General features: G+C 37.6%; 19 protein-coding genes and 2 tRNA genes. 4 read left to right on the top strand and 17 right to left on the bottom strand.

The window, feature by feature from the left end; all coding sequences use genetic code 11:
* Positions 1–74: 74 nt before the first annotated feature.
* The 7 genes from AWW67_RS07730 to AWW67_RS07700 all read right to left on the bottom strand — a co-directional run bounded on the left by AWW67_RS07730 (position 75) and on the right by AWW67_RS07700 (position 6409).
* Positions 75–1127, bottom strand: a complete 1053-nt coding sequence (locus AWW67_RS07730) for a serine hydrolase domain-containing protein (RefSeq protein WP_062300941.1) — start codon at positions 1125–1127, stop codon at positions 75–77.
* A gap of 283 nt (positions 1128–1410) precedes the next feature.
* On the bottom strand, positions 1411–2637 hold the full coding sequence (locus AWW67_RS07725) for an MFS transporter (protein ID WP_062300940.1): 1227 nt from the start codon (positions 2635–2637) through the stop codon (positions 1411–1413).
* 4 nt (positions 2638–2641) lie between these two features.
* On the bottom strand, positions 2642–4417 hold the full coding sequence (locus AWW67_RS07720) for a helix-turn-helix domain-containing protein (RefSeq protein ID WP_062300939.1): 1776 nt from the start codon (positions 4415–4417) through the stop codon (positions 2642–2644).
* A gap of 222 nt (positions 4418–4639) precedes the next feature.
* Positions 4640–5041, bottom strand: coding sequence for a hypothetical protein (locus tag AWW67_RS07715; protein WP_141655402.1), 402 nt, complete (start codon positions 5039–5041; stop codon positions 4640–4642).
* Between the two features lie 147 nt (positions 5042–5188).
* Positions 5189–5875, bottom strand: a complete 687-nt coding sequence (locus AWW67_RS07710; protein WP_062300937.1) for a CatB-related O-acetyltransferase — start codon at positions 5873–5875, stop codon at positions 5189–5191.
* A gap of 281 nt (positions 5876–6156) precedes the next feature.
* Positions 6157–6240: transfer RNA gene (locus AWW67_RS07705), tRNA-Leu, on the bottom strand.
* A 96-nt stretch (positions 6241–6336) separates the two neighbouring features.
* Positions 6337–6409, bottom strand: a tRNA-Gly gene (locus tag AWW67_RS07700).
* Between the two features lie 281 nt (positions 6410–6690).
* On the opposite strand from AWW67_RS07700, the gene AWW67_RS07695 reads away from it, so the two are divergent.
* The 4 genes from AWW67_RS07695 (at position 6691) to AWW67_RS07680 (ending at position 11282) form a co-directional block, all read left to right on the top strand.
* Positions 6691–6996, top strand: coding sequence for a hypothetical protein (locus tag AWW67_RS07695; protein ID WP_062300936.1), 306 nt, complete (start codon positions 6691–6693; stop codon positions 6994–6996).
* Between the two features lie 6 nt (positions 6997–7002).
* Complete coding sequence (locus AWW67_RS07690; protein WP_071387097.1) at positions 7003–8178, top strand: hypothetical protein; 1176 nt, start codon at positions 7003–7005, stop codon at positions 8176–8178.
* Positions 8178–8789, top strand: coding sequence for a dCTP deaminase (gene dcd, locus AWW67_RS07685; protein ID WP_062300934.1), 612 nt, complete (start codon positions 8178–8180; stop codon positions 8787–8789). The genes AWW67_RS07690 and dcd overlap by 1 nt, the downstream gene beginning before the upstream one ends.
* Before the next feature lie 126 nt (positions 8790–8915).
* The gene (locus tag AWW67_RS07680) at positions 8916–11282 is read left to right on the top strand and encodes an ABC transporter permease (protein ID WP_071387076.1); all 2367 of its coding nucleotides are present in this window, start codon (positions 8916–8918) and stop codon (positions 11280–11282) included.
* Positions 11283–11328: 46 nt separating this feature from the next.
* Here the strand turns inward: AWW67_RS07680 and AWW67_RS07675 are convergent, their stop codons facing one another.
* From AWW67_RS07675 to AWW67_RS07630, 10 genes are all read right to left on the bottom strand, one after another.
* Entirely contained in the window at positions 11329–11778 is a 450-nt protein-coding gene (locus tag AWW67_RS07675; RefSeq protein WP_062300932.1) for a hypothetical protein, read from the bottom strand.
* A gap of 41 nt (positions 11779–11819) precedes the next feature.
* Positions 11820–12353 carry an RNA methyltransferase gene (locus tag AWW67_RS07670; protein WP_062300931.1) on the bottom strand — a complete coding sequence of 178 codons (534 nt, stop codon included), beginning with the start codon at positions 12351–12353 and terminating at the stop codon, positions 11820–11822.
* Between the two features lie 106 nt (positions 12354–12459).
* A complete protein-coding gene (locus AWW67_RS07665; protein WP_071387096.1) occupies positions 12460–13077 on the bottom strand; it encodes a porin family protein in 618 nt (205 codons plus the stop codon).
* A 102-nt stretch (positions 13078–13179) separates the two neighbouring features.
* Positions 13180–14103, bottom strand: coding sequence for a Cbp1 family collagen-binding glycoprotein adhesin (locus AWW67_RS07660; protein WP_141655401.1), 924 nt, complete (start codon positions 14101–14103; stop codon positions 13180–13182).
* 185 nt (positions 14104–14288) lie between these two features.
* Positions 14289–15644: a sigma-54-dependent transcriptional regulator gene (locus AWW67_RS07655; protein WP_062300928.1), complete on the bottom strand. Its 1356-nt coding sequence runs from the start codon at positions 15642–15644 to the stop codon at positions 14289–14291.
* A 699-nt stretch (positions 15645–16343) separates the two neighbouring features.
* Positions 16344–18224 carry a hybrid sensor histidine kinase/response regulator gene (locus tag AWW67_RS07650; protein WP_062300927.1) on the bottom strand — a complete coding sequence of 627 codons (1881 nt, stop codon included), beginning with the start codon at positions 18222–18224 and terminating at the stop codon, positions 16344–16346.
* Complete coding sequence (locus AWW67_RS07645) at positions 18225–18701, bottom strand: Rab family GTPase (protein ID WP_062300926.1); 477 nt, start codon at positions 18699–18701, stop codon at positions 18225–18227.
* A complete protein-coding gene (locus AWW67_RS07640; protein WP_062300925.1) occupies positions 18694–19530 on the bottom strand; it encodes a hypothetical protein in 837 nt (278 codons plus the stop codon). Before AWW67_RS07640 ends, AWW67_RS07645 begins: the two co-directional genes overlap by 8 nt.
* Positions 19531–19540: 10 nt before the next feature.
* Complete coding sequence (locus tag AWW67_RS07635; protein ID WP_053222366.1) at positions 19541–19891, bottom strand: hypothetical protein; 351 nt, start codon at positions 19889–19891, stop codon at positions 19541–19543.
* A 3-nt stretch (positions 19892–19894) separates the two neighbouring features.
* A complete protein-coding gene (locus AWW67_RS07630) occupies positions 19895–20524 on the bottom strand; it encodes a peptidoglycan-binding domain-containing protein (RefSeq protein WP_062300924.1) in 630 nt (209 codons plus the stop codon).
* Positions 20525–20615 lie beyond the last annotated feature (91 nt).

Here is a 20615-nt window from a genome sequence, read left to right as displayed (position 1 = left end):
TTGAGTTTTATTGTTTGAGATTGAATTTGATGGTTGTCTGAATCGATTTTCGACAACCATGACCTGTTTTCTAATTAAAATTCGTTGATGATTAAGGCATCTAATACTTCATTAATTGGCTCCCAGCTATCTTGATTACTGAGCATAATGATCATGCTGTTGGTTTCTGGAAGTAGGGCGATGATTGAAGTGAAACCGTCAATATTTCCACCATGGTTATAAATGAGCGTACCGTCTACTTTTATGGTGTACCAGCCTAAGCCTGGGGTAAAGAAATTATCTTCTGAATGTGGTTCGGCAAATATTTCTGCTTTCTCTGCTGCGGAAATAAAGCTGTCGCCCATCATTGCATCACCCCATTTTTCAAGGTCACCAATGGTGCTTATTAAGTCGCCAGCGCTGTAAGCAATTTGCATTTGATAAGGAGCTACCTCAACACCATTTTGATAACCTTTTGCAAAGTTTTCACCTTCAATTTCATTTTCGCCTTTTCTTGTGTTTTCCAAACCAAGCGGACCGAATACTTTGGATTGTAGGTATTCATGATAGCTCATATCGGAAAGGGCTTCTATCAATAAACCTAAAATGAGGTAGTTTGAATTTGAGTAGGCAAACTGTGAACCTGGCTCGAACAGAAGACCGTCTGTTTCGGCAGACTCTTTTAGTAAATCGTATATGTCATTTGGAGTGAAAAATATGCTCGATTCTTCCACAGCATTTGTATAGTCAGGAATACCTGAATAATGAGTGAGCAAGTGCCTTAAAGTAATTTTGTCTCCATTGGGAAACTCATCATCAAAATCGCTTATGGTCTGATCGTAGCTATCAATAAGTCCATCGCGTTTTAGAGCGGCAAGCCCCATGGCTGTAAAAGTTTTGGTTACAGAGCCAATTCGGTAAGTTAGGCCAGGATCATTGGTGATGTTTTCTTGCGCATCGGCCATTCCAAATCCTTTTCTTAGAAAGTCGGTGTTTCCTTTTCTAATAAGTATACTCCCTTGAAAACCATTCTCTTCTAATAAGGCTTCAGCGGTTGTATAATCTGGTATTGGCTTATCGTCATCGCTGCATGCCGTAACCAATGCGATGATGACTAAAATGAATAATTGCTTAATTGTTGTTTTCATAGTTTTTGATCTTTAAAAATTTGATGGTTCAAAATTGGTGAGCCTATGAACCGTAATCGTCCGAGGTTTTATTTCAGGTCCTCAATTATGAGAAGTCGGACTTTTTTATTTTTCTGAATCATAGTCCTGTTCAAAGCCTACATTCTAGCTGTTGTTTTTGCCTTGTGGATAAACTGCGATAGAGCTTTTTCTTTCAAATGTCTCGCAAAGGCAGACTCTAATCGTCCGTACTAGTATATACAGTGCTGTGGAATGAAATTTAGGACTTCTTATAAAAGGAATTCTACGCCTTGTGAATAGTGCTTTGTATGCGTTGCATGAAAAACAGGGTAGCGAGCATAAAAGAAATTACGATAAGGCCTAGTAACCAATAGCGGCTTAGAGAACCGTCTGTAGTTGTGTAGAGAACAAGGCCAGCAAATGCTGCGGCTAGGGCACTGGCCAATTGCTGTACTGAAGAGTCAAAAGCCATAAAGGCACCTCGGTCTTTAAGTTTTGGCACTTCCATTCCTAGGGCTGTAGAAGATACCATTCGGGCATTGATACCGATAAATAGCAAGGCGTGAATGGTTATTATCATTGCAAAAGTAGCTTGTTGCAGGTTAGAGTACATGGCAATCGCCCCGATTGAGAGCACAGTTCCAAAAGTAAAAACCTTCAACTTACCGAGTTTGTCGGAGAGCCTACCGAAAATAGGGCCAAATAGTAGAGTAACACCACCAGTTACTACATAAACGAGGGGTATTTTTTCTAAACTTAACTTTAAATTATTGGCCATGTAAGCAGCGTCAAAAGTGAGTATGAGCACATCGCCTATTACAAGAAAGGCGTTATTCAAAAATACATTCCAATGGTTTTTTTTGTGAATTACTTGAAGCACTTTTTGCCAAGGCATTTGATTTTGAACTTGCTTTAAGTGCTCTGTTAGCGGCTGCATAAAAAAAACCAACGCCAGACCTATTGCTAAACCTAAAAAAGCAATAATCCAATATGGTGCTTGCCAAGTAAATGTATTCGCTGCGTAAATGGCCAATGGTAAACCACCGATTTGGCCAGCAGCATACGACATTTGAACAAAGCCCATAACTCGTCCCCTTTGGTTGAGCAGAAAAAGGTCGGCTATAATTGCAAAACAGGTAGAACCTACGATTCCACCAAAAATGCCAGTTACTATTCTGGCTGCTAATAAAACCCAATATGAGGGAGCCAAGGCACAGCAAACGATACCTAGTATAAAACCAAAATAAAAGAAGAGCAGGTATGATTTTCTATTAAACCGATCGGCAAAACCCGTTGAAATAAAACTGGAGATGGCAGCACTGAAAGCATAGGCGCTAGCCAAGGCTCCAAATTGTTCAGTACTTAAGTTAAGCGCAGGTAAAAGAATGGCGCTTAGGGCAGAAAGTAACATGTAGTCTACCACAATGGTAAACAAGAGTAAGGCTATGATTACCGTTATTAGTACCTGATATCTGTTAAGTGGGGTTGCCTTAATACTTGTATCAGTCATTATATTACTGCTTCATCCAAACTTTTGGAGTGGTGCCCATCTTCTTTTTAAAGAAGTCGTTAAAAACTGATTTTGAAGAAAAGCCGCTTTCATAAGCTAAGCCAAGAATTGAAAAATGGCTGTTGGCGGGGTCTTTAGCTTTGTGTTGAAAAAGTGTTAATCTGTGTTCGTTGATAAACTCATTAAAGTTCTTACCCATTTGGTCGTTCAAAACCCATGATAATTTGTTAGGGTGGAGGTTGATTAACTCTGCTAGTTTTCTTAATGATAATTGATGGTCTGTAACAAGCTCTTCATGATTCATGGCTTCATTAAGGGCTTTCATAATCTGTTCAATATCGCCCTCTGTTAGTCCATAGTTATTTACCGGAACCAACTGAGAGGTTTGTTGATGAGGTTTGTGCGTTTTTTGGTCGCCAAAATTCATGGCTTTCACCACTTCTTTAAAACCTAGATCTTCACGAATATTATCCCAAATCCAATAATGTTTTAAGGTAACCAGCATGGTAGAGCGAGTTTCAAAGCCTTTCTTTAGAAGTGGAACTGCTTTTTCTGGCATTTTCAGGAGACTATATAACTGAGCCTTATCACAAGGATCTGGCGTGTTTAGGTTTTCAATATCCTCGATTACATTTTCTTTTTCACCACTGAGAATACGAATACTAAGGCGGTCTATATTAGCAAGGCCTTGACCCTGCATTTTATTTAAGGCCATATCCACATAATCAAAAGCGTTTTCAAAGTCGCCTAAACAGGCGTAAACTAGGCCAGCCCATCGCATAGATTCGGCAAAACTTTCGTCTAGCTGAATGCTCGTTTTAAAGGCCTCCAATGCAGGTTCAAATTGCTGGGCAAAATAGTAGCATAAACCAAGTTGCCAATAGGTTATGGCATGTAGGGGGTCTTTGCTTACCGTTTCTTTTGCTATACTAATGGCCAGTTCATAATCTTTTTGAATGAAGATGTAATAGTAAGAAATGAAGTCATTATCTGAGGTCATTCCATATTTGATGGCCATATTATATGCCGCGATGGACTCATCCCATTTCCAGTCGTAAAAAAGGTCAACATTGGCAATCACTTTATAGGCGCGTGCCTCTTCTTTGTTAATTTCTATGGCCTTTTCGGCAGATTTTCGGGCATTTTTAAAACCTTCTTCTGGTGTTAATAAATTAAAGCCGCTCATATGAATGTATGTTTCACCCATGTAAGCGTAGGCTTCGGCATAATTTGGATCGAGCGTAACGGCTTCTTCAAAAAGCTTTAAGGCCAGCTGAATGTCATCAAAATCCTTTCTTTTAAAATGGTAAGTTCCCTTTAAGAAAAGTTCGTAAGCCTTAATGTTTTGGGTTGAAGGAGAAACTAAATGCTCATTAATTTCAAGGTGACCGAAAGTCTCTCTGATTTTTTCAGCAATTAGTAAACTAATTTCATCCTGAAACTCAAAAATATCTGTGAGATTACGGTCAAAATTTTCCGACCAAATATGGAAGCCGTTATCTGTTCTTATCAGTTGAGAAGTAATTCTTACTCGGTCGCCAGATTTGCGAATACTGCCCTCTAAAACCGTGGAAACGCCTAATTTATTTCCAATGTGGCGAACATCTTCCTTCTTGTTTTTGAATAGAAATGAAGAAGTACGCGCAGTTACTTGCAAGCCTTCTACTTTGCTTAGCGCATTGATTATTTCTTCCGTCATACCATCCGAAAAATATTCATTCTCAGGATCAGAGCTTAGGTTGTTGAACGGAAGAACAGCTATGGATTTTTGGTTAATCAAGGGGAAATTAATTGATCCTTGACCGAAAATACGAAAGTGTTTTTTTAAACTCTAAATACCTTCTTTATTTTCTCTTTATCCCGTTTGAAGAAAGTGGCTATAAGTAGGTTTTGTGGCTTGAAAAGCAATTTGATGGTACTGAAAAATCTTTTTGTTTATGTGTTTTTACAGGTAGTTAAAATCAAGAAATGAGCTTAACTACCTGTTTTGTGAATAAAAGCACTACTGATATTTGATCAGTTTAACCTTGAATACTTTTACACGATTGACGAAACCTGAATTGAGCCCAAGAACATCACCGTTTCCTATTTTTTCTCCAAAGCCTATACCATCAGTGCTGTTTATTAGCTCTTGGTAACCATCGCCAAAAAGAATCGCATCTGCACCTCTTTTTTTGGCTTCTTCGATTAGCGCAATTTTAATGTCTTCTGGGTCATTAGCGAATTCTCGACCTTCATTTTGCATAAAACCCATAACCGTATATTCACGCTTAATGTCTTTCGAGTCGAAAAATAACTCCACTTCTGAGGTGGGGTTGAATTGATTACCGATGTAATTAATTTTTGGTGAGCATGCACTGATGAAGATGATAAGCATCACACTTAGTTTGAACGTTGTTTTCATAATGTTTTTGTTTTTGAGTTTGAAATAGCCTTCGGGCTGACTGTAACTCAAAAATGGAATGGATAAAGGGGCTTATCGTCTTGATTTACCTTTTCGTACTTTTTTAGCGTAAATCCGCACCTTTTGAGGTTTTCTAAGAGAGCGCTATTATTCCTTTTTTTCTGATGTCTTCAATGCCTGATTTAGTATAAAATCCTTACCGGTTAGCTCAGATACATGGGCACTGATTTTTTCAATGGGCCAGTTCCACCAAGCCATTTTTAGCAATTCTTTAATGCGTTCATCACTAAACCTCATTTTAATAATTTTTGCCGGATTGCCCCCAACAATACTATAAGCAGGAACATCTTTGGTTACTACAGAATTTGCCCCTACAATGGCTCCATCTCCTATTGTCACCCCGGGCATAACGGTTACATCATTACCTAACCAAACATCATTTCCAATATGGGTATCTCCTTTAAAGGGATATGCCTTTCCGTCCATAGCGTGTTCCCAGCCTTCGAAAATAGCAAAAGGGAAGGAGCTGATGGCATCTGATAGGTGGTTTGCTCCGTTCATTATAAACTTCACTCCTGAGGCAATCATGCAGAATTTTCCTATAAACAATTTATCGCCAGTGAAATCGAAATGATACTTTACGTTTCGTTCAAAGTTTTTTACATCTTCAAAGTCGTGATAGTAGGTAAAGTCGCCCACAATGATGTTTGGGTTTTGAATTATGTTTTTTAAGAAGCATAATTGCTCGTACCCTTTGAGTGGAAATGTTTGATTTGGGTCAGGAAAATTCTTGTTATCAAGAGTTGGTTCTTTCTTTGTTTTTGAATCCTTCATTTTTACAAGTTATCGGTAAAAAGTTTTAATGTTTAAGCAAAGGTAGATTGCTTACAAAGAACGGTCGTACTGTAATGTAATTCAGGCCTTAAAAATACCTTTTTATGAAATATGGGACTTTTGAGATAACCCTATTATGCTTCGGAGTGAACCCGCACGACCAGATGGTCACAAGATTTTAAGTCCTGCGTGTCTATTAGTTCTATTACTTGGATGGAAAATCAGTTTGGGTAATGGGTTGGATAAAATACAAAAAGCCTCAGATTTCTCCGAGGCTTTTGTACCAGAGGCGGGACTTGAACCCGCACGACCAGATGGTCACAAGATTTTAAGTCTTGCGTGTCTACCAGTTCCACCACTCCGGCATCGACTATCAGATAGTCAAGTTTTTTGGTAGTCTTTAAAACCTATTGGCTCTAAAGTAAAAAAGCGCGATCGTGATCACGCTTCTTAATATTATGAGCGGGAGACGGGATTCGAACCCGCGACCCCGACCTTGGCAAGGTCGTGCTCTACCAGCTGAGCTACTCTCGCTTATTTCAGTACTTGTTTATCGCTCTTGTAGCGAATTGGAGTGCAAATTTAAACAAGGCCTTTGAATATGCAATGCCTTTGTGAAAAAAATAAATGACAAGCCGAAAATATTTCATGTAAACTTAAAAATGTGGATAACTTGTTATATATAAATCATACATTTATATCCAATAACAACCTAGAAAGAGCGTTTTAAAAACGTAATCATTAGTTATCAACATTTGTACACCTTATTTCTGGAGATTAAGAGTATTGCTAACAATAATTTAATCCAAAAAAATATGTTTTACTCACATACACTAGAAAGCAGTAAAATTGGTTTATTTCATCTCTTTTTGAAATCCCTGATAAAAGGGGATGATAGTTACAGGGAAGATGTAAACAATGTAATAAAAGAAACTAGTTCACTTTTAAATGGTGATAAGGACTTTTATACCATAGATAGAGATCGCTACCCAATCATTGTATACTTGAAAAAATCCGACCCTGATTATTTCAAGCACATTGACATTAATTCGTTAAACAATAAAGATTATCAATACATAATTGAAATCTTTGAAAGACAAAGTAATGTGAACTTGATCTAGTATTTGGTGGATAACAAGCTTCTAAATCTTCACTTCACACAATTATCATCAGCTTGGAGGTATTCAAAAGAAAATATTTATTCGGATGCAAAGAAGAATGAATATCACAGTAATTTGAAGATTCTGCACTCTAAACTTAGTGTTGAAGATTTTTCTCTTTTGGACGAACCGGAGCTACTTAAAAGAAAAGTGATCTGTGACTTCTTCTTTAAAAGTTTAGAATTTCTCAACAGTAGTACCCTAAATCATATCCCATTTGAAATTGTAAAGTGTCTTGAGTTAGCCCTTTGCGACTGGATTGATAATGAGGAAGATTTTTTAATCGTAACTTCCTTAGTTAACGATATACATAATTTTAGTTTTGATCCAAGCTTAGCCTTTAATGAAGAAATTTATAACCTGATTAATTCGGTCTATGGTATTGAGTTTAAATCAAGACTAATTCAAATAAACCTTCCTGCTCATTTGGATAGAGACTACCTAGCCAATGTTGTATTATATCATGAGCTTGGGCATTTTGTTGATTACAAACTGAACATTTCCAAGGCCATTTACGAGGATCTCTTAAGTAGGTTAAGCTTAAATCAAATACCTGAAGCAAATTTAAATGAACTTGTAGAATACTTTCCATATATCAAAGATCCTTTATTATTAGACTATTATAGAAATGGGACAACAGTTCATGTGTTGATGAGTCACTTAGCCGAATACTTTTGCGACTTATTTGCATCTCAGTATATCCATTCCTGTTCAAATCATTATTTAAATTACCTTACGCAAAGTAACACCAACTATTCCCAAACACATCCATCAACAACAAATAGAATAAGAATGGTAGATACCTTTCTTAAAAAAGAAAAATCATTCCCTTTAGCTCTTTTTGAGCATGCTGTTTTGAAATGCACATCAGACATTAAAGAACTCAAGGTTAGATACGAAACTTTTGATTCGGATAATTTTGAACGCCTAATCCCAGTTGATATAGAAAACAATGATCAATTGCATTACTTATTCACTTATGGTTGGAATATTTGGCTCAATAGCTGGGTAGGATTTAAAGATAAAAATGACATGGGTTTCGATCTAAATCGTACACAAGTATATCACTTAGTAAATAATCTTATTGAAAAGTCAATTGGAAATCATATTCTAGTAAGTAATTGGGAAAAATTCTCTGAATAATGTATCTACAAAGAGAAGAGATATTAGCGCTTAAAGGATCAGGGGACTTAGTAATTAGTCCAACTCTATCTCTTGAACAAATAGGTGAAATGACTATTGATCTACGTTTAGGGTATGATTTTTTGGTTTCAATACAAGGAAGGGAAGCCTTTATGGATGGGTCTTTAAATAATGATGAGACAGCGAGATCGTTTAATACCTTTTTTCATAAAACTAGGAGAAGGCCTGGGGAGACTTTCTTACTGCACCCTCATCAGGCCATTTTGGGAGTTACCCTAGAATACCTAAGGCTTCCAAAGAATATTTGCCTTATACTTAATATGAGGAGTTCATACGCTAGATTGGGGCTTTCATTATCAACTATTGTTCAGCCAGGATATACAGGTTGTCTCTCAATCGAATTAATAAACTCAGGTAAAAATGCCATAAATTTAACCGTAGGAGCAAGGATTTTTCAAGCTCGTTTAGTAAAAATGGAATACGAGTCCAACTACTTCTCGAGTGAAAGAAAGTACATGTGCCAAGTAAGGCCGGAGGTTTCTGCAGTAAATTCAGACAAAGATTTAATGATTCTGAATAAATATTGGCAGAGCCTAAATAATCGAGGATAATTTTGTCAAAAGACTAAACATGTCTATTTCAGTTTGACTGAGTGCAACCCTTGTTACTTTTTCACATCTATGGAGTAATGAAATACGCATAACCTCGTCTCACTAGTAACTCAAATCAACAAAACCATGGTCAAGAACATTATCACCACTGCGCTGCGTGTCTTTTGGAAAGAGCGCGGCTATTCCCTTTTAAACATTTCGGGGCTAACTGTTGGCATTGCAACAAGCCTAATGCTGTTCCTTTATATCCAAGATGAAAAGTCGGTTAATCTCTTTCATAAAGATGTGGATCGAATTTATCAGGTAATGGAACATCAGCGCTATTCTGGTGGCTATGTACTTACCACTACCGCAAATCCTGGCCCTTTGAAAGATGCTTTTAAGGCCGAAATGCCTGAAGTGGAATATATCGCTCAAGTGAGTTGGGAGGAAGAGCGTCTATTTATTACTGGAGACCAATCCTATAAATCCCAAGGCAGGGTGGCCAGCGAAGACTTCTTTCATGTTTTCGACTTTCCATTTATTGAGGGGAATCAGGAAAATAGTTTAACGACACCGGGAGCGGTCTATATTTCTGAAAGTTTTGCGGAACGAATGTTTAAGACCACTGCGGTTTTGGATAAAACAGTTCAGGTTAACGGTTGGGGGGAATACAAAATTGGCGGTGTATTTATAGACCCACCAATAAACTCAACCCTTGATTTTGAATTTGTATTGCCCGTTGAGGGTCCATGGCTTAGAACTCATCAGTGGTTAGAAGATTGGGGAAACAATGGCATTAGAGATTATATTAAACTTCATCAAGGAGTAGATGCTCAGGCTTTCAATGCAAAAATTAAGGATTTTGTAAAAACAAAGAATGAAGGTTCTGTAGTGGAACTTTTTATTCAAAATATAGGAGATCAATATCTGTACGGAAGATATAAAGATGGTGTTCAGGCTGGAGGAAGAATTACCTATGTGAGACTTTTTGGCTATGTGGCCATTTTTATTTTGGTCATTGCCTGTATCAATTTTATGAATTTGGCTACGGCTCGGTCTTCAAAAAGGGCAAAAGAAGTTGGCGTAAAGAAAGCGGTAGGTTCTACCCGAGGTCAGCTCATTGCCCAGTTTATGGGAGAATCGGTAATTATGGCTTTGGCGTCTACACTATTGGCGGGTTTGGCCATTATGCTCTTGCTTCCATCTTTGAATGATTTTACGGGTAAGGCCATGGCATTCTCTCTGTTAGACATCAATAATCTTTTTTTTCTTGTGGGAATTGCCTTAGTGGTGGGTGTCTTGGCAGGTAGTTATCCTTCCTTATTTCTTTCCTCTTTTTCGTCCATAAAAGTATTGAGAGGCAGTTTTCGTTCTTCAGGTTGGAGCAATGGAATTCGAAAAGGTTTGGTGGTTTTTCAATTTCTGATTTCCATTTTTTTGATCATCAGTACTTTGGCCGTTCATAAGCAGATTTCTTATGTAAAAAACATCAACTTAGGCTATAACAAAGAGAACATCATTTACCTTCCGTTGGAAGGCGAACTTCAGAACGAAAGTAAGATTGAGCTTTTTAAGGCTAAAATGCTCGAAAACCCTAATATTTTGAATGTATCTACGGCTAGTAATTCCCCGATTAATATTGGAACTTCTACTTCAGGAGGTTTTTCGTGGGAAGGAAAAGACCCCGAAAGTGAAGTGCTATTTACGGTACTTGAAGTAAGCAATGACTTTATTGAAACCTTAGGAATGGAAATGAAGGAGGGTCGTTCTTTTGATTCAAACTTGGTGAGCGACACGCTCAATGTGATTATAAATGAGCAAACGGCCAAAAATATGAATGTAGAAAACCCATTGAATCAGCCCATTACTTTTTGGGATAGACAAGGTCGGGTAGTTGGAATAGTAAAGGATTTCCATTTTGCATCGCTGCATAATAAAATTGATCCTTTGGTGATCAGTTTAAGGCCAGAGTCATCGAGCGTAATGTTTCTGAAAACCACTACTGCTAACACCAAAGCTACGCTGGACTATATAGAAAAGGTATTTAAAGAAGTGAATGGACAATATCCGTTTGAGTACCAGTTTTTAGATGAGCAATATGAAAACCTCTATCGTAGAGAAACTGATATTGGTACTTTGGCCAATATTTTCACCCTAATTGCCGTGTTTATTTCACTTTTAGGGCTTTTCGGTTTGGCTTCTTTTGCGGCAGAGCAGCGCATCAAGGAAATTGGTATCCGTAAAGTGTTGGGGGCTGGAATTGGCAATTTGATTATACTTTTAGCCAAAAATTTTCTGCTGCTGGTGCTTTTGGGTTTTGGAATTGCTGTGCCTTTGTCTTACTTCTTCTTGTCCGATTTCTTGTCGGCTTTCGAATATCAGGCAACCATTGGCGTAGGAGTATATATTATGGCAGGTTTTGCGTCCGTAATTATTGCTTTGCTTACAGTAAGCTACCATTCGTTCCGTGCCGCAGCGGCAAATCCTGTAAAGAGCTTGAAGTATGAGTAAATGGAATTATGAGCTTGTTTGGGTTTTCAGTCTAAGCAAGCTCAAATTACTTCACAGGGGCATAAGGATTAATTTCTCTTAGCTTTTCTTCCAAAGCGCGAAGGTCTTTAATACGCAGCCAGCTAATGCGCAGTTTGTGTTTTTGAAGTTTGTCGTCTTTGTCTAAAAGGTTTAGTCCTATGTGGAGGTGATCGGTTTCGTAGTAACTATCAAAGTTATATTTAGTCACCAAAATAGATTTCTCCTTTTTAGAGAATAGTTTTTTAGTACTGATGGCCACTCCATTTTCAGTTTCAATAGCGGTAACATATAGCGGCCAATTGACCAAACTAGACAAAAATCCAAAAATAGGGGCAAAGCCAACCAATAAGATCAGGCTTGGTAAATCGGGTCTGATTATATATTTGTACACAAAAATAAACACCACAAAAAGCAGATAGAAGTACAGCAAGTACTTAAAACGGTTTACTTTTCCTTTGTTGCTAATTTGCTTCATATGATCAGGCTTTTTGAAAGGTGAATTTAAGCAAAAATGAGTTACCCAAACTTTATTTTACGGGTCAAATCCCATAACACCACACCAATGCTAACCGAAATGTTTAGCGAATGTTTGGTGCCAAATTGAGGGATTTCCAGGCAGCCATCAGCAACATCGATTACATCATCTTCAACCCCAAAAACTTCGTTTCCAAAAACAAGGGCATATTTTTGGCCTTCTTCAATTTTAAAGTTCTCTAATGAAGTACTGTTGTCGGCTTGTTCTACAGCCAATACTTTGTAGCCCTGTTGCTGTAGATTTTTGCAAAGTGTTGCCGTGTTTTCTGCATGTTCCCAATCTACGGATTCGGTAGCACCCAAGGCGGTTTTGTTGATTTCTCTATGGGGAGGTTGGGCGGTAATGCCGCAGAGGTAAATCTTTTCTATTGCGAAAGCATCGGAAGTACGAAAGGCCGAACCGACATTGTTCATGCTACGGACATTATCCAGAATAAGCACAAGCGGAAGTTTTTCGGTGATTTTGAATTCTTCGAGCGTTAGCCTGTCGAGTTCGTCATTTTTTAATTTGCGCATGGCCAAAATTAAAAAACTATAACTGATAAGAACGATAGTTTTTGGGCATAAAATAAGAGTAGAGTCCTAAGACCCTACCCTACACATATGGCTTTCAAAAGAACCATCAAAAATGAAAGCCGATATAGACTGTTAATGCCGAATTTTTTGCTTCGCTTGTGGCTTCTCCAGCGAAGGAGCCTGATTTACCGATTTCTCGGAAACCGTAGTTATATCTTACTCCTAAAATACCTCCGTCAAAATCGTAGCCTAAACCTGCTACTCCACCATAATCTAAAGTGTTGAAGTCGTCTCGGTCTAGTTCCTGGATGCTGTTTATAGAGCCATCACCGTCTACATCTTTGATTTTAACACCAGCTAAAAAGCCTACATAAGGGCCCGCGTGTAAGTTGAGCTTGCCCAAATTGGCGCTGAGCATAACCGGCATTTTGATATAATTAAGATTGTATTTGTATGTGCCGCTGCCCGAAAGAAAGTTATCGTATTGCAGTGCTGCTCCTTTTTGAGCGTATAGGAATTCATGCTGAATGCCTAAGAAGTTTGTGATTTTGATTCGATTATAAATACCAATGTTTAAACCGACTTTTGCATTTTCGTCATCTACATCATCTACATATAGATTTGAAATATTAGCGCCTACAGTAAAACCTGTTTGGGCCTTTGCCGCTGATGCCATAAGTAACATTAATAGGGCAATTATGTATAGTTTATTTGTCTTTTTCATGGTTCTCAATTTTTAGTATAGTTGTATATTTTAGTGTTTAAAGTAAGCTCCGGTTAAGGAGCCTACTTTTCTTGCTGGCTATTGCTCAGTTGAGGAGGGGCACTAGCTTTTTGTTGAAATCACTAAGTATTTAGATACTTGCCAGAATTTCTTAGGGTCAGTAATTTCTAAGTACTTAATGTTTGATTCGTTTTCGTCTTGAACGATTACATATGAATCGGCAGGGTGTTCGGTAACCAATTCAATTTTATCTGCTTCTATCGGAAGTTTAGAAAACTCGCGAATATCAGTTTCGATATACTCATCGCCTAAGGCAGATTCGTTTAAATCAATTGTTCTTCCAAACCATAAAAAACCACCTTCTTTAGAAACCAAACCTCTTTCTTTTAGGTCTTTGAAGCTACCCACCGCATAGTGAACAGTATTCAAATCGTCATTTACAGAAGTTAGTAATTCGATTTCTTGATCTTTAGTATTGATTTCTCTTACCTGGCTTGTCGATATCACTTGAATGGAGTCATATCTGCTTGCAATCATATTGATTTGCTCATCTTTTCTAAGCACTTCGCTTCTTAGGTCGGCAATCATAACGCTTCGTTGTTCCAAATCCTCAGTCAACTGATTGATTCGTTTTTGAAATCCAGATAACTTCAAATCAGTGTTTCTCAACTTTCCTTTTAGGTTTTCTATGGTTTCGTTCGACTGCGCTACTAAATTATCGATCAAAGTAAGTTCTTTCAGAAGCTTGTCTTTGTTATCGGCATTGTCTCCGGTTTGGGCATTGGCAATTAGGTTTTCCTTTTCAACAATCGTTGCTACCTGATCTTCTACCTGACTAAGCATATTTAACACTTCGTTAAAGGCGGAATCCCTAGAAGCAATCTCGCTTTTCATTTCTTGAATAGAAACGGTTTGTTCTTCGATTACTTTTTGTTTTTCACCATTACTGCAAGACGCCAGACCTACAGTGGCGAACGCTGCTAACGCTAAAAGCGCTTTGCTTGTTTTTGAATTTTGAATTTTCATGGCTACTGATTTATATGTGTTAATACTAATTTTTCTTTTGTGCTTTGTATTATGCCAAAACAAAGCCACGATAAGAATTAGATGTAAGTAATTGTAAATCAGTTTGGTAGAATGGATAAAAATAAAAAACGCTCTACTTTTGAGAGCGTTTTTGTCAAAATGAATAAAGTTTGAAGCGTTTTTGGCTAATTCTTTTCTTCGATTTCTTTGAGCATTCGGTAAATGGTTGACTGACCGATATCTAATTTTTGGGCCACCAGTTTAATGTCGTTATCGTAATTCTTTAAATACAACTGAATGATGCGTTGGTTGTATTCTTTTAAACTCATTTCTTCACCCGACATTTCAGCAATTACATCTTTAGTGCCGAAGGTGATGTCATCAGGTTGGATGGTTTCGCCTTCAGACATTACCACAGCAAGTTCCACCACAGATTTTAGTTCTCTGATATTTCCTGGGTAGCCATAGCCCAACAGTTTTTTAGAAGCGTCTGACGATAAGATTTTCTTACCCAAACCATTCTCTTTACAAAATTCATCAATAAAGTGTTTGGCTAGAACAATGATGTCCTTCCCGCGTTCGCGCAAAGGAGGAAGGTGAATAGTGAGCCCGAAAAGGCGATAATATAAATCTTCTCTAAAATTGCCAGCCTTAACTTCTTCCAGTAAATCGCGATGGGTGGCGGCTACAATTCTACAATTGATTTTAACCACCTCTTTTCCTCCTACTCGGGTAATTTCTTTTTCTTGAAGTGCCCTTAATATTTTGGCCTGAAGGGTTTTGTCCATTTCGCCCATTTCATCCAAAAAGAGTGTTCCGCCATTGGCTTGCTCAAACTTTCCAATATGTCGATTGGCGGCACCAGTAAATGCTCCTTTTTCATGACCAAAGAGTTCGCTTTCTGCTAGCTCTTTCGGAATAGCACTCATGTTTACAGCTACAAATGGGCTTTCTTTCTTTTCAGAATTATAATGAACGGCCTTGGCTACAAGCTCTTTTCCAGTACCAGTTTCGCCATTAATGATTACGGAGATATTGGTAATTGTAGCTTTCTTAATGAGCCCAAACACTTTTTTCAGAGGTTCACTTTGCCCAATAATTGAGTTCTGGAAATCGTATTTCTTCTCAACTTCTGATTGAAGGGTCTCTATTCTTTCTTGTAAGGAAGAGTGCTCACGAATGTGTTTGATTACATTGTGTAGCCTATCCTTTATGTCTTTGGTTTTAGTAATATAATCGTAAGCGCCATTTTTAAGTAACTCTACAGCAGTATCTATTTCGCTTTGCTCTGAAATGATGATTACCTTGATTTCAGGAGCGATCTCCTTTATTTTTTTCAAAAGGTCTTCTCCATTGGTATCTGGCAGGCGATAATCCAGAGTTATTACCTGTGGCTTTTCTTTAAGAGCATCCATTAAAGATTTTCCATCTTCAAAAGCTACTACGCGGTAATCTGGGTTTAATTCAAGGGTATATACCAGAAGTTTTCGGTACCATTCATCATCTTCAACTACGAAAATGGTAAAAGAGGCTGTATTCATGCGACCAATTTACAAAATGAAATTAAGCTTGCGTATGCAATTTTAGTTTTCGCTAATAACATGTTTTTAAAACTGATGATTGTCACTAGATGTTTACATATGATTTTTAACTATTCGAAGTTAGCCTGTTATATGGTATTTAATAATGGAGGAGGGAATGTGCCAAAAACACCCTTCGGAATAGAGCATAAAAAAACCCGAGGTTAACTACTCCTCGGGTTTTAAACAAATAAACTACTAACTTAATGAAGATGATCACACGTTTGTGATCGAATTCTTTGAAACCTGAGGGTTACTACTTCTCATTGATTTCTAATACAAAGATCGTTTTTTTAAGAGAAAGGTTGTGTTTCTTAAATTAATTTAACGTTAATTAACTGGTTGGTTCATATCCTATTTGAGAAGTAACCTGCTTCTTTGAACCGATTCGCCCCTTCATTTGTACGTTCACGGGCTTTAATCAATGTTTTTCTTCTTTAACACAGACTTAATTCCCTTGTTTATTATCTGAAAACGGAAGTTTAGATTTCTGAAACTTTGTTAAATTTTGGTTGTCTGAATTGTAACAGTTTTTGGAGGTAGATTTTTTGATGAACTAATTTCTAAAAAATAATCGCAGCATCTTCCAGAGGTTCTTAGAAGTAAAGTCAAAATAATGCGGATGATTGTTTAGGGCTTCAAACCTTAATACATTTTGGGCTAGATGTATGTTTTCAAGTCATTCAATGCGAAGGCTGTACCTGTTGTAAACTCTTTGATTTGCTGCTTTGTGGATTCCTTTATTTTCCCTGTTTCTACTTGATTATGTATAGCCTTACGGGTTTCGCTTAGAAAGGTAATCCCTAAATAGTCTATACTAGGGCGTATTTTATGCAATACTTTTCTTACCTCGGTCCAGTCTTCTTTGGCCGTTTTTTCATTCAGTATATTCAGTTCCATTGGGAGGTTTAAGATAACCACCTCAATCATCTCTTTCAAAAAGCTTTCGTCTTCTTGAACCGTACGTTTAAGTATACTCAAGTCGACTTTGAACTTGTTTTTCAAGGATAGAACTTGAATGATGCTCTCTTCTAGAAAAGGCAGGTCAACGGGTTTTTGCAATATTTGCCAATTGCTGAAAAGTTCTAATGAACTGAGTTCTTCAATTTCGCTTCCGCTTACAAAAATGAAGGGTATAAAATCATTTACACTTCTTCTTTGATCAATTACGTCAACGCCACTCAAACCCTTGAGCTGGATATCGGAAATAACAATATCGAAAGTATTATCAGTTAAATGTGAAATCAATTCTTCGCCAGAAGCTACTACCGTGAGTTGTGCTTTTCGCGACTCTAAAAATGCAGCAATTACCGCACGACTTACGGGGTCGTCTTCCCCAAAAAGAATTTTAAATTCGGCAAGAGTAGGGCTAGGTTTCGAATCTGGTTGCTTCTTTTTTTGCTTGGCTTGTCCTTTATCAAAAGCAAGGTCGAAGCTCATGGTGGTACCTTTTTGCGGCTTACTAGTAATATTGAGTTTTCCCCCAAAGGCTTCAATAAGCTTTAAAGCAATGTTTAGGCCTAGGCCGGTTCCTCCAAAAATTCTGGAGGTGCTTTGGTCGGCTTGCGCATAAGGTTCCAAAACACTTTTCACTTGTTCAGGAGTCATTCCAATTCCAGTGTCGGTCAATTCAAAATGAATATTCACTTGATTGTTTTTCAGTATAGTTGGCTTTACGGCAAGCGTTACTTTACCTTCTGAAGTAAATTTTAGAGCATTCCCTACCAGGTTATATAATACTTGACTTAAACGGGTAGGGTCACTTTTGAGAAGAATAGGCTCATTAGGAATGTTGAGCTTTACTTGGGTGTTTTTTCTTTCTGCTTCAAATTCAAAACCAGCAATAATGTTGGTAATGCATTCTGTTAAGTTGAAATCTATTTGCTCAAACTGAAGCTTTCGGGCTTCAATTTTAGAAATGTCTAAAATATCGTTGATGATGGAGTTAAGGTGGTCAGAAGTAGCCTTTAGCGATGGCAAATAATCGTTGAGTTTTGAGTTATCTTCTTGAATAAGGCTTACTAAACCTGCAATGCTATTCAATGGTGTTCTTACCTCGTGGCTTACATTGGCAAAAAATTGATTTTTGAAAGCTTGAATTCTCTTTAACTCCTCGTTTTGATACCCAAGAAGCTGGTTTTCCATTTCAGCCACTTTATTCTGAAGTAGTGCTACTTCTTCATTAATAACGCTATTGTTTCTGCTTTGCTGATTTAAAAGAATTCGTGGATAATCACTTGTTTTGTCAAGTATAACTAACTGAATTTGCCCATTTTTCAGCTTCTCAAAAGTTAGGCTCAATAAACTTTGTCGTTGTTCTTGCCATTCTACTTCAGGAAACTCATGGCTTTCGCCTAGGGCCATGCTTACAAAGACTTCTTGTAAGCTTTGTAAAAACATGAATTGATCGAAAATTGGCTGACTTTTATCTGTTTTTAGTAATGTATCACAGCTCTCGAGTATTTTTCCAGCCTCATCAAAAATAGTTACTTGAATTTTTGAAGCTACTTGCTGAAGTTTGACTTTATCGAGCTTATCCATTTACAGCATTGCTTTAGCGAGGTCGATAAATGCTTCTTCAACATGTTCCCCTGTTTTGGCACTTGTGGCTTTAAAGGAAAGCGGAATGCTTTCTTTAATACTGTTAAGTTCTTCTTCAGAAATCAAGTCTTTTTTATTTCCTAATATCTGAATGGGAGCATTGGGCAATAGTGTTTTCAAATAGTCTAGTTGTTTGTCAAGATTTTCGTAGGTAGAAGGCCGGGTTAGGTCAAAAACATAGATAATACCGTGTGAGCCCAATTTATAGCTTTTTGATACGCTGTTCTGCTCGGTTTCGCCAGCGATGTCCCAAATAAGTAGGGTCATTTGATATCCATCGAATTCAACTACTTTTTTGTCGATTTTTACTCCAATAGTAGTGAGGTATTTTTCGGAAAATTTACTGTAAACAAATTGCTGTACTAAGGAAGTTTTTCCTACCCCGAAGTGACCAACAAGAATTACCTTTTTATTCATTCTTGTCAAAGTTATCAAAGTATTGCTCAAGACCAGAGGTTATTCTTTCTTGCTTTACTTCTTCATCGGCATCTTTAGCCTTTCTAAGTACTTTTTCGGCAAAATCTAGTAAGGTGTCGTCCAGCTTGTCGCGAAAAGCCATGCTCATTCCGCCCGAAGTAACCACAGCAATAAAGAATGATTTGAAGTTCTTTATTACGATTTTATAGTTGTCGTAATCAATGCTGTCCAGCTCTTGAGTTTCGCTTTTGAAAGCGTCTTCTACAAAGGTTTTAATGGCAGTAAGCATTGCGGCAATCATCTCTTGATCTACCGAATGGTTTTTAGAGAAGCTCCCCATTAGCATGCCCGATTGCTTTTCAACAATAAATATTTCTTCAATTTTAGGCTCAATGAGCTTAGAAATAATCATGTTTTTTTGAGGCGTGCCGGTAAACCAAGCTTTGATTCGAATTTTCCAAGCCTCCCAAGAAAAAGCAAGCTTCATTTGCTCATCTACTTTTTCAGAAAGCTTTTCTATTTCGCTGGTAATGTATTTTTTGATCATTCTACCCAAAATAGGATAGAGTGCTTCTACCACTTCATCTTGCGATTCGCGAATTTGTTTGCTAATCGTTTCGGTAATTTGAGGGCCGAAAAGATCAGGAAAGCGATGCCTTAGGCTTTCACGTTCATCGTCTAGAATAGGCTGAATTTTTTCTTCCAGCCTGTTTCTTGAGTTTAACTGATCATCGAGGTCGCTTAGCTTTTGGGCAAACTCTTCCCTTTCCTCCCAGTCTTTCTCTAGGAGTATTTCTCTAAGTTTATCAAAAGCCAAGCCTTTGCTCATGAATGGTTACTTATTCAGCGATTTGTTTGCCCATTTCTTGCAATAGGGCACCGAGTAACTTTCTGTTTACTTTTCTGTTATCAAGGTCGGTAACGGCTTCATCCATATCAGACCTAAGCTGAGTCACCTTCTTGTTCATGTCGGTTCTTAAGTCGTTGATGATGTTGTTGAGCTGATCGCGGGTGTCGTTTAATTCGCTTTCAATTTCGTTGCGCGTACGCTTGATTAACGCTTTGATTTCGTTGAACTCCGCATCGTACTGCTGCATGCTTTCGCCAAAAATCAATTGTTTAACTGCATCAATTTTTGGGTCGCCTGAAGAAACAGGTTGTTTCTTTTCTTCTTCTTTTTCCTTAGCCATGATTTATTTAATTAAAGCTTTAAGTGTTTTTTCGTCTACTTCGCCCGAAGGGAATAGACCATTGTTTTGTTGAAAAGTCTTAAGCCTATTGGCAGTAATTAGGTTAAATATTCCGTCTTGAGGAATGCTGTCTGAATCGGTGTTTAATAACTTTTGAAGTTCCCAAACGGCCGCACCTTTTGCTCCTATTTTTAGATCGAGCAAATGGTAATTTCTTTCAAAGTTAATGTCTTCTCGAGTCAAGCCTTGTTCAAAGTACATTCGCACTTCATAGTCATTATAACCTTTAGATTTTAGTTCGGCAGACATTTCAAGTTTAGTTTCGAGCATTTTGGCCGTGGCAATCATTTCATTATAAACTTCTGTTGCTCGGGTAGATTCAAAATCTTCATCATTGATAAATCGAACATCTATCTGATTGTTTCTCCACAATGAACGGGCATAAGAACCCACTTCTAAAGCAGTTTTATAGTATTCTTTAAGCACAGCGCGATCGTAAAAATCGGTATCGATATTTTGGCTTAGTTCATAATCGTAAGCCGATGGCGGATTGAATCTACGATCTTTTAGATACTGAACTGCGACATAGGCAACTACACCTATGAGTATTACAATAACAAGAAGACGCTTCATGACTGTATGGATTAAAAAATCTCAGCCATAAAAATAGCAGAAATTATTGATCGGATAACATTGTGATGGGTGATAAAACTGCAAGACTGTT

The sequence above is a fragment of the Roseivirga seohaensis genome (assembly GCF_001592945.1).
In the GTDB taxonomy this organism is placed as follows: domain Bacteria; phylum Bacteroidota; class Bacteroidia; order Cytophagales; family Cyclobacteriaceae; genus Roseivirga; species Roseivirga seohaensis.
The sequence above is the reverse complement of the archived record's forward strand: the minus strand, read 5'-3'. Positions and strand labels throughout refer to the sequence as shown.

Coding starts and splice junctions, on each gene's coding strand:
- AWW67_RS07730 (WP_062300941.1), bottom strand. CDS start 1,127: ATGAAAACAACAATTAAGCAATTATTCATTTTAGTCATCATCGCATTG.
- AWW67_RS07725 (WP_062300940.1), bottom strand. CDS start 2,637: ATGACTGATACAAGTATTAAGGCAACCCCACTTAACAGATATCAGGTA.
- AWW67_RS07715 (WP_141655402.1), bottom strand. CDS start 5,041: ATGAAAACAACGTTCAAACTAAGTGTGATGCTTATCATCTTCATCAGT.
- AWW67_RS07710 (WP_062300937.1), bottom strand. CDS start 5,875: ATGAAGGATTCAAAAACAAAGAAAGAACCAACTCTTGATAACAAGAAT.
- AWW67_RS07695 (WP_062300936.1), top strand. CDS start 6,691: ATGTTTTACTCACATACACTAGAAAGCAGTAAAATTGGTTTATTTCAT.
- dcd (WP_062300934.1), top strand. CDS start 8,178: ATGTATCTACAAAGAGAAGAGATATTAGCGCTTAAAGGATCAGGGGAC.
- AWW67_RS07680 (WP_071387076.1), top strand. CDS start 8,916: ATGGTCAAGAACATTATCACCACTGCGCTGCGTGTCTTTTGGAAAGAG.
- AWW67_RS07675 (WP_062300932.1), bottom strand. CDS start 11,778: ATGAAGCAAATTAGCAACAAAGGAAAAGTAAACCGTTTTAAGTACTTG.
- AWW67_RS07670 (WP_062300931.1), bottom strand. CDS start 12,353: ATGCGCAAATTAAAAAATGACGAACTCGACAGGCTAACGCTCGAAGAA.
- AWW67_RS07665 (WP_071387096.1), bottom strand. CDS start 13,077: ATGAAAAAGACAAATAAACTATACATAATTGCCCTATTAATGTTACTT.
- AWW67_RS07660 (WP_141655401.1), bottom strand. CDS start 14,103: ATGAAAATTCAAAATTCAAAAACAAGCAAAGCGCTTTTAGCGTTAGCA.
- AWW67_RS07655 (WP_062300928.1), bottom strand. CDS start 15,644: ATGAATACAGCCTCTTTTACCATTTTCGTAGTTGAAGATGATGAATGG.
- AWW67_RS07650 (WP_062300927.1), bottom strand. CDS start 18,224: ATGGATAAGCTCGATAAAGTCAAACTTCAGCAAGTAGCTTCAAAAATT.
- AWW67_RS07645 (WP_062300926.1), bottom strand. CDS start 18,701: ATGAATAAAAAGGTAATTCTTGTTGGTCACTTCGGGGTAGGAAAAACT.
- AWW67_RS07640 (WP_062300925.1), bottom strand. CDS start 19,530: ATGAGCAAAGGCTTGGCTTTTGATAAACTTAGAGAAATACTCCTAGAG.
- AWW67_RS07635 (WP_053222366.1), bottom strand. CDS start 19,891: ATGGCTAAGGAAAAAGAAGAAGAAAAGAAACAACCTGTTTCTTCAGGC.
- AWW67_RS07630 (WP_062300924.1), bottom strand. CDS start 20,524: ATGAAGCGTCTTCTTGTTATTGTAATACTCATAGGTGTAGTTGCCTAT.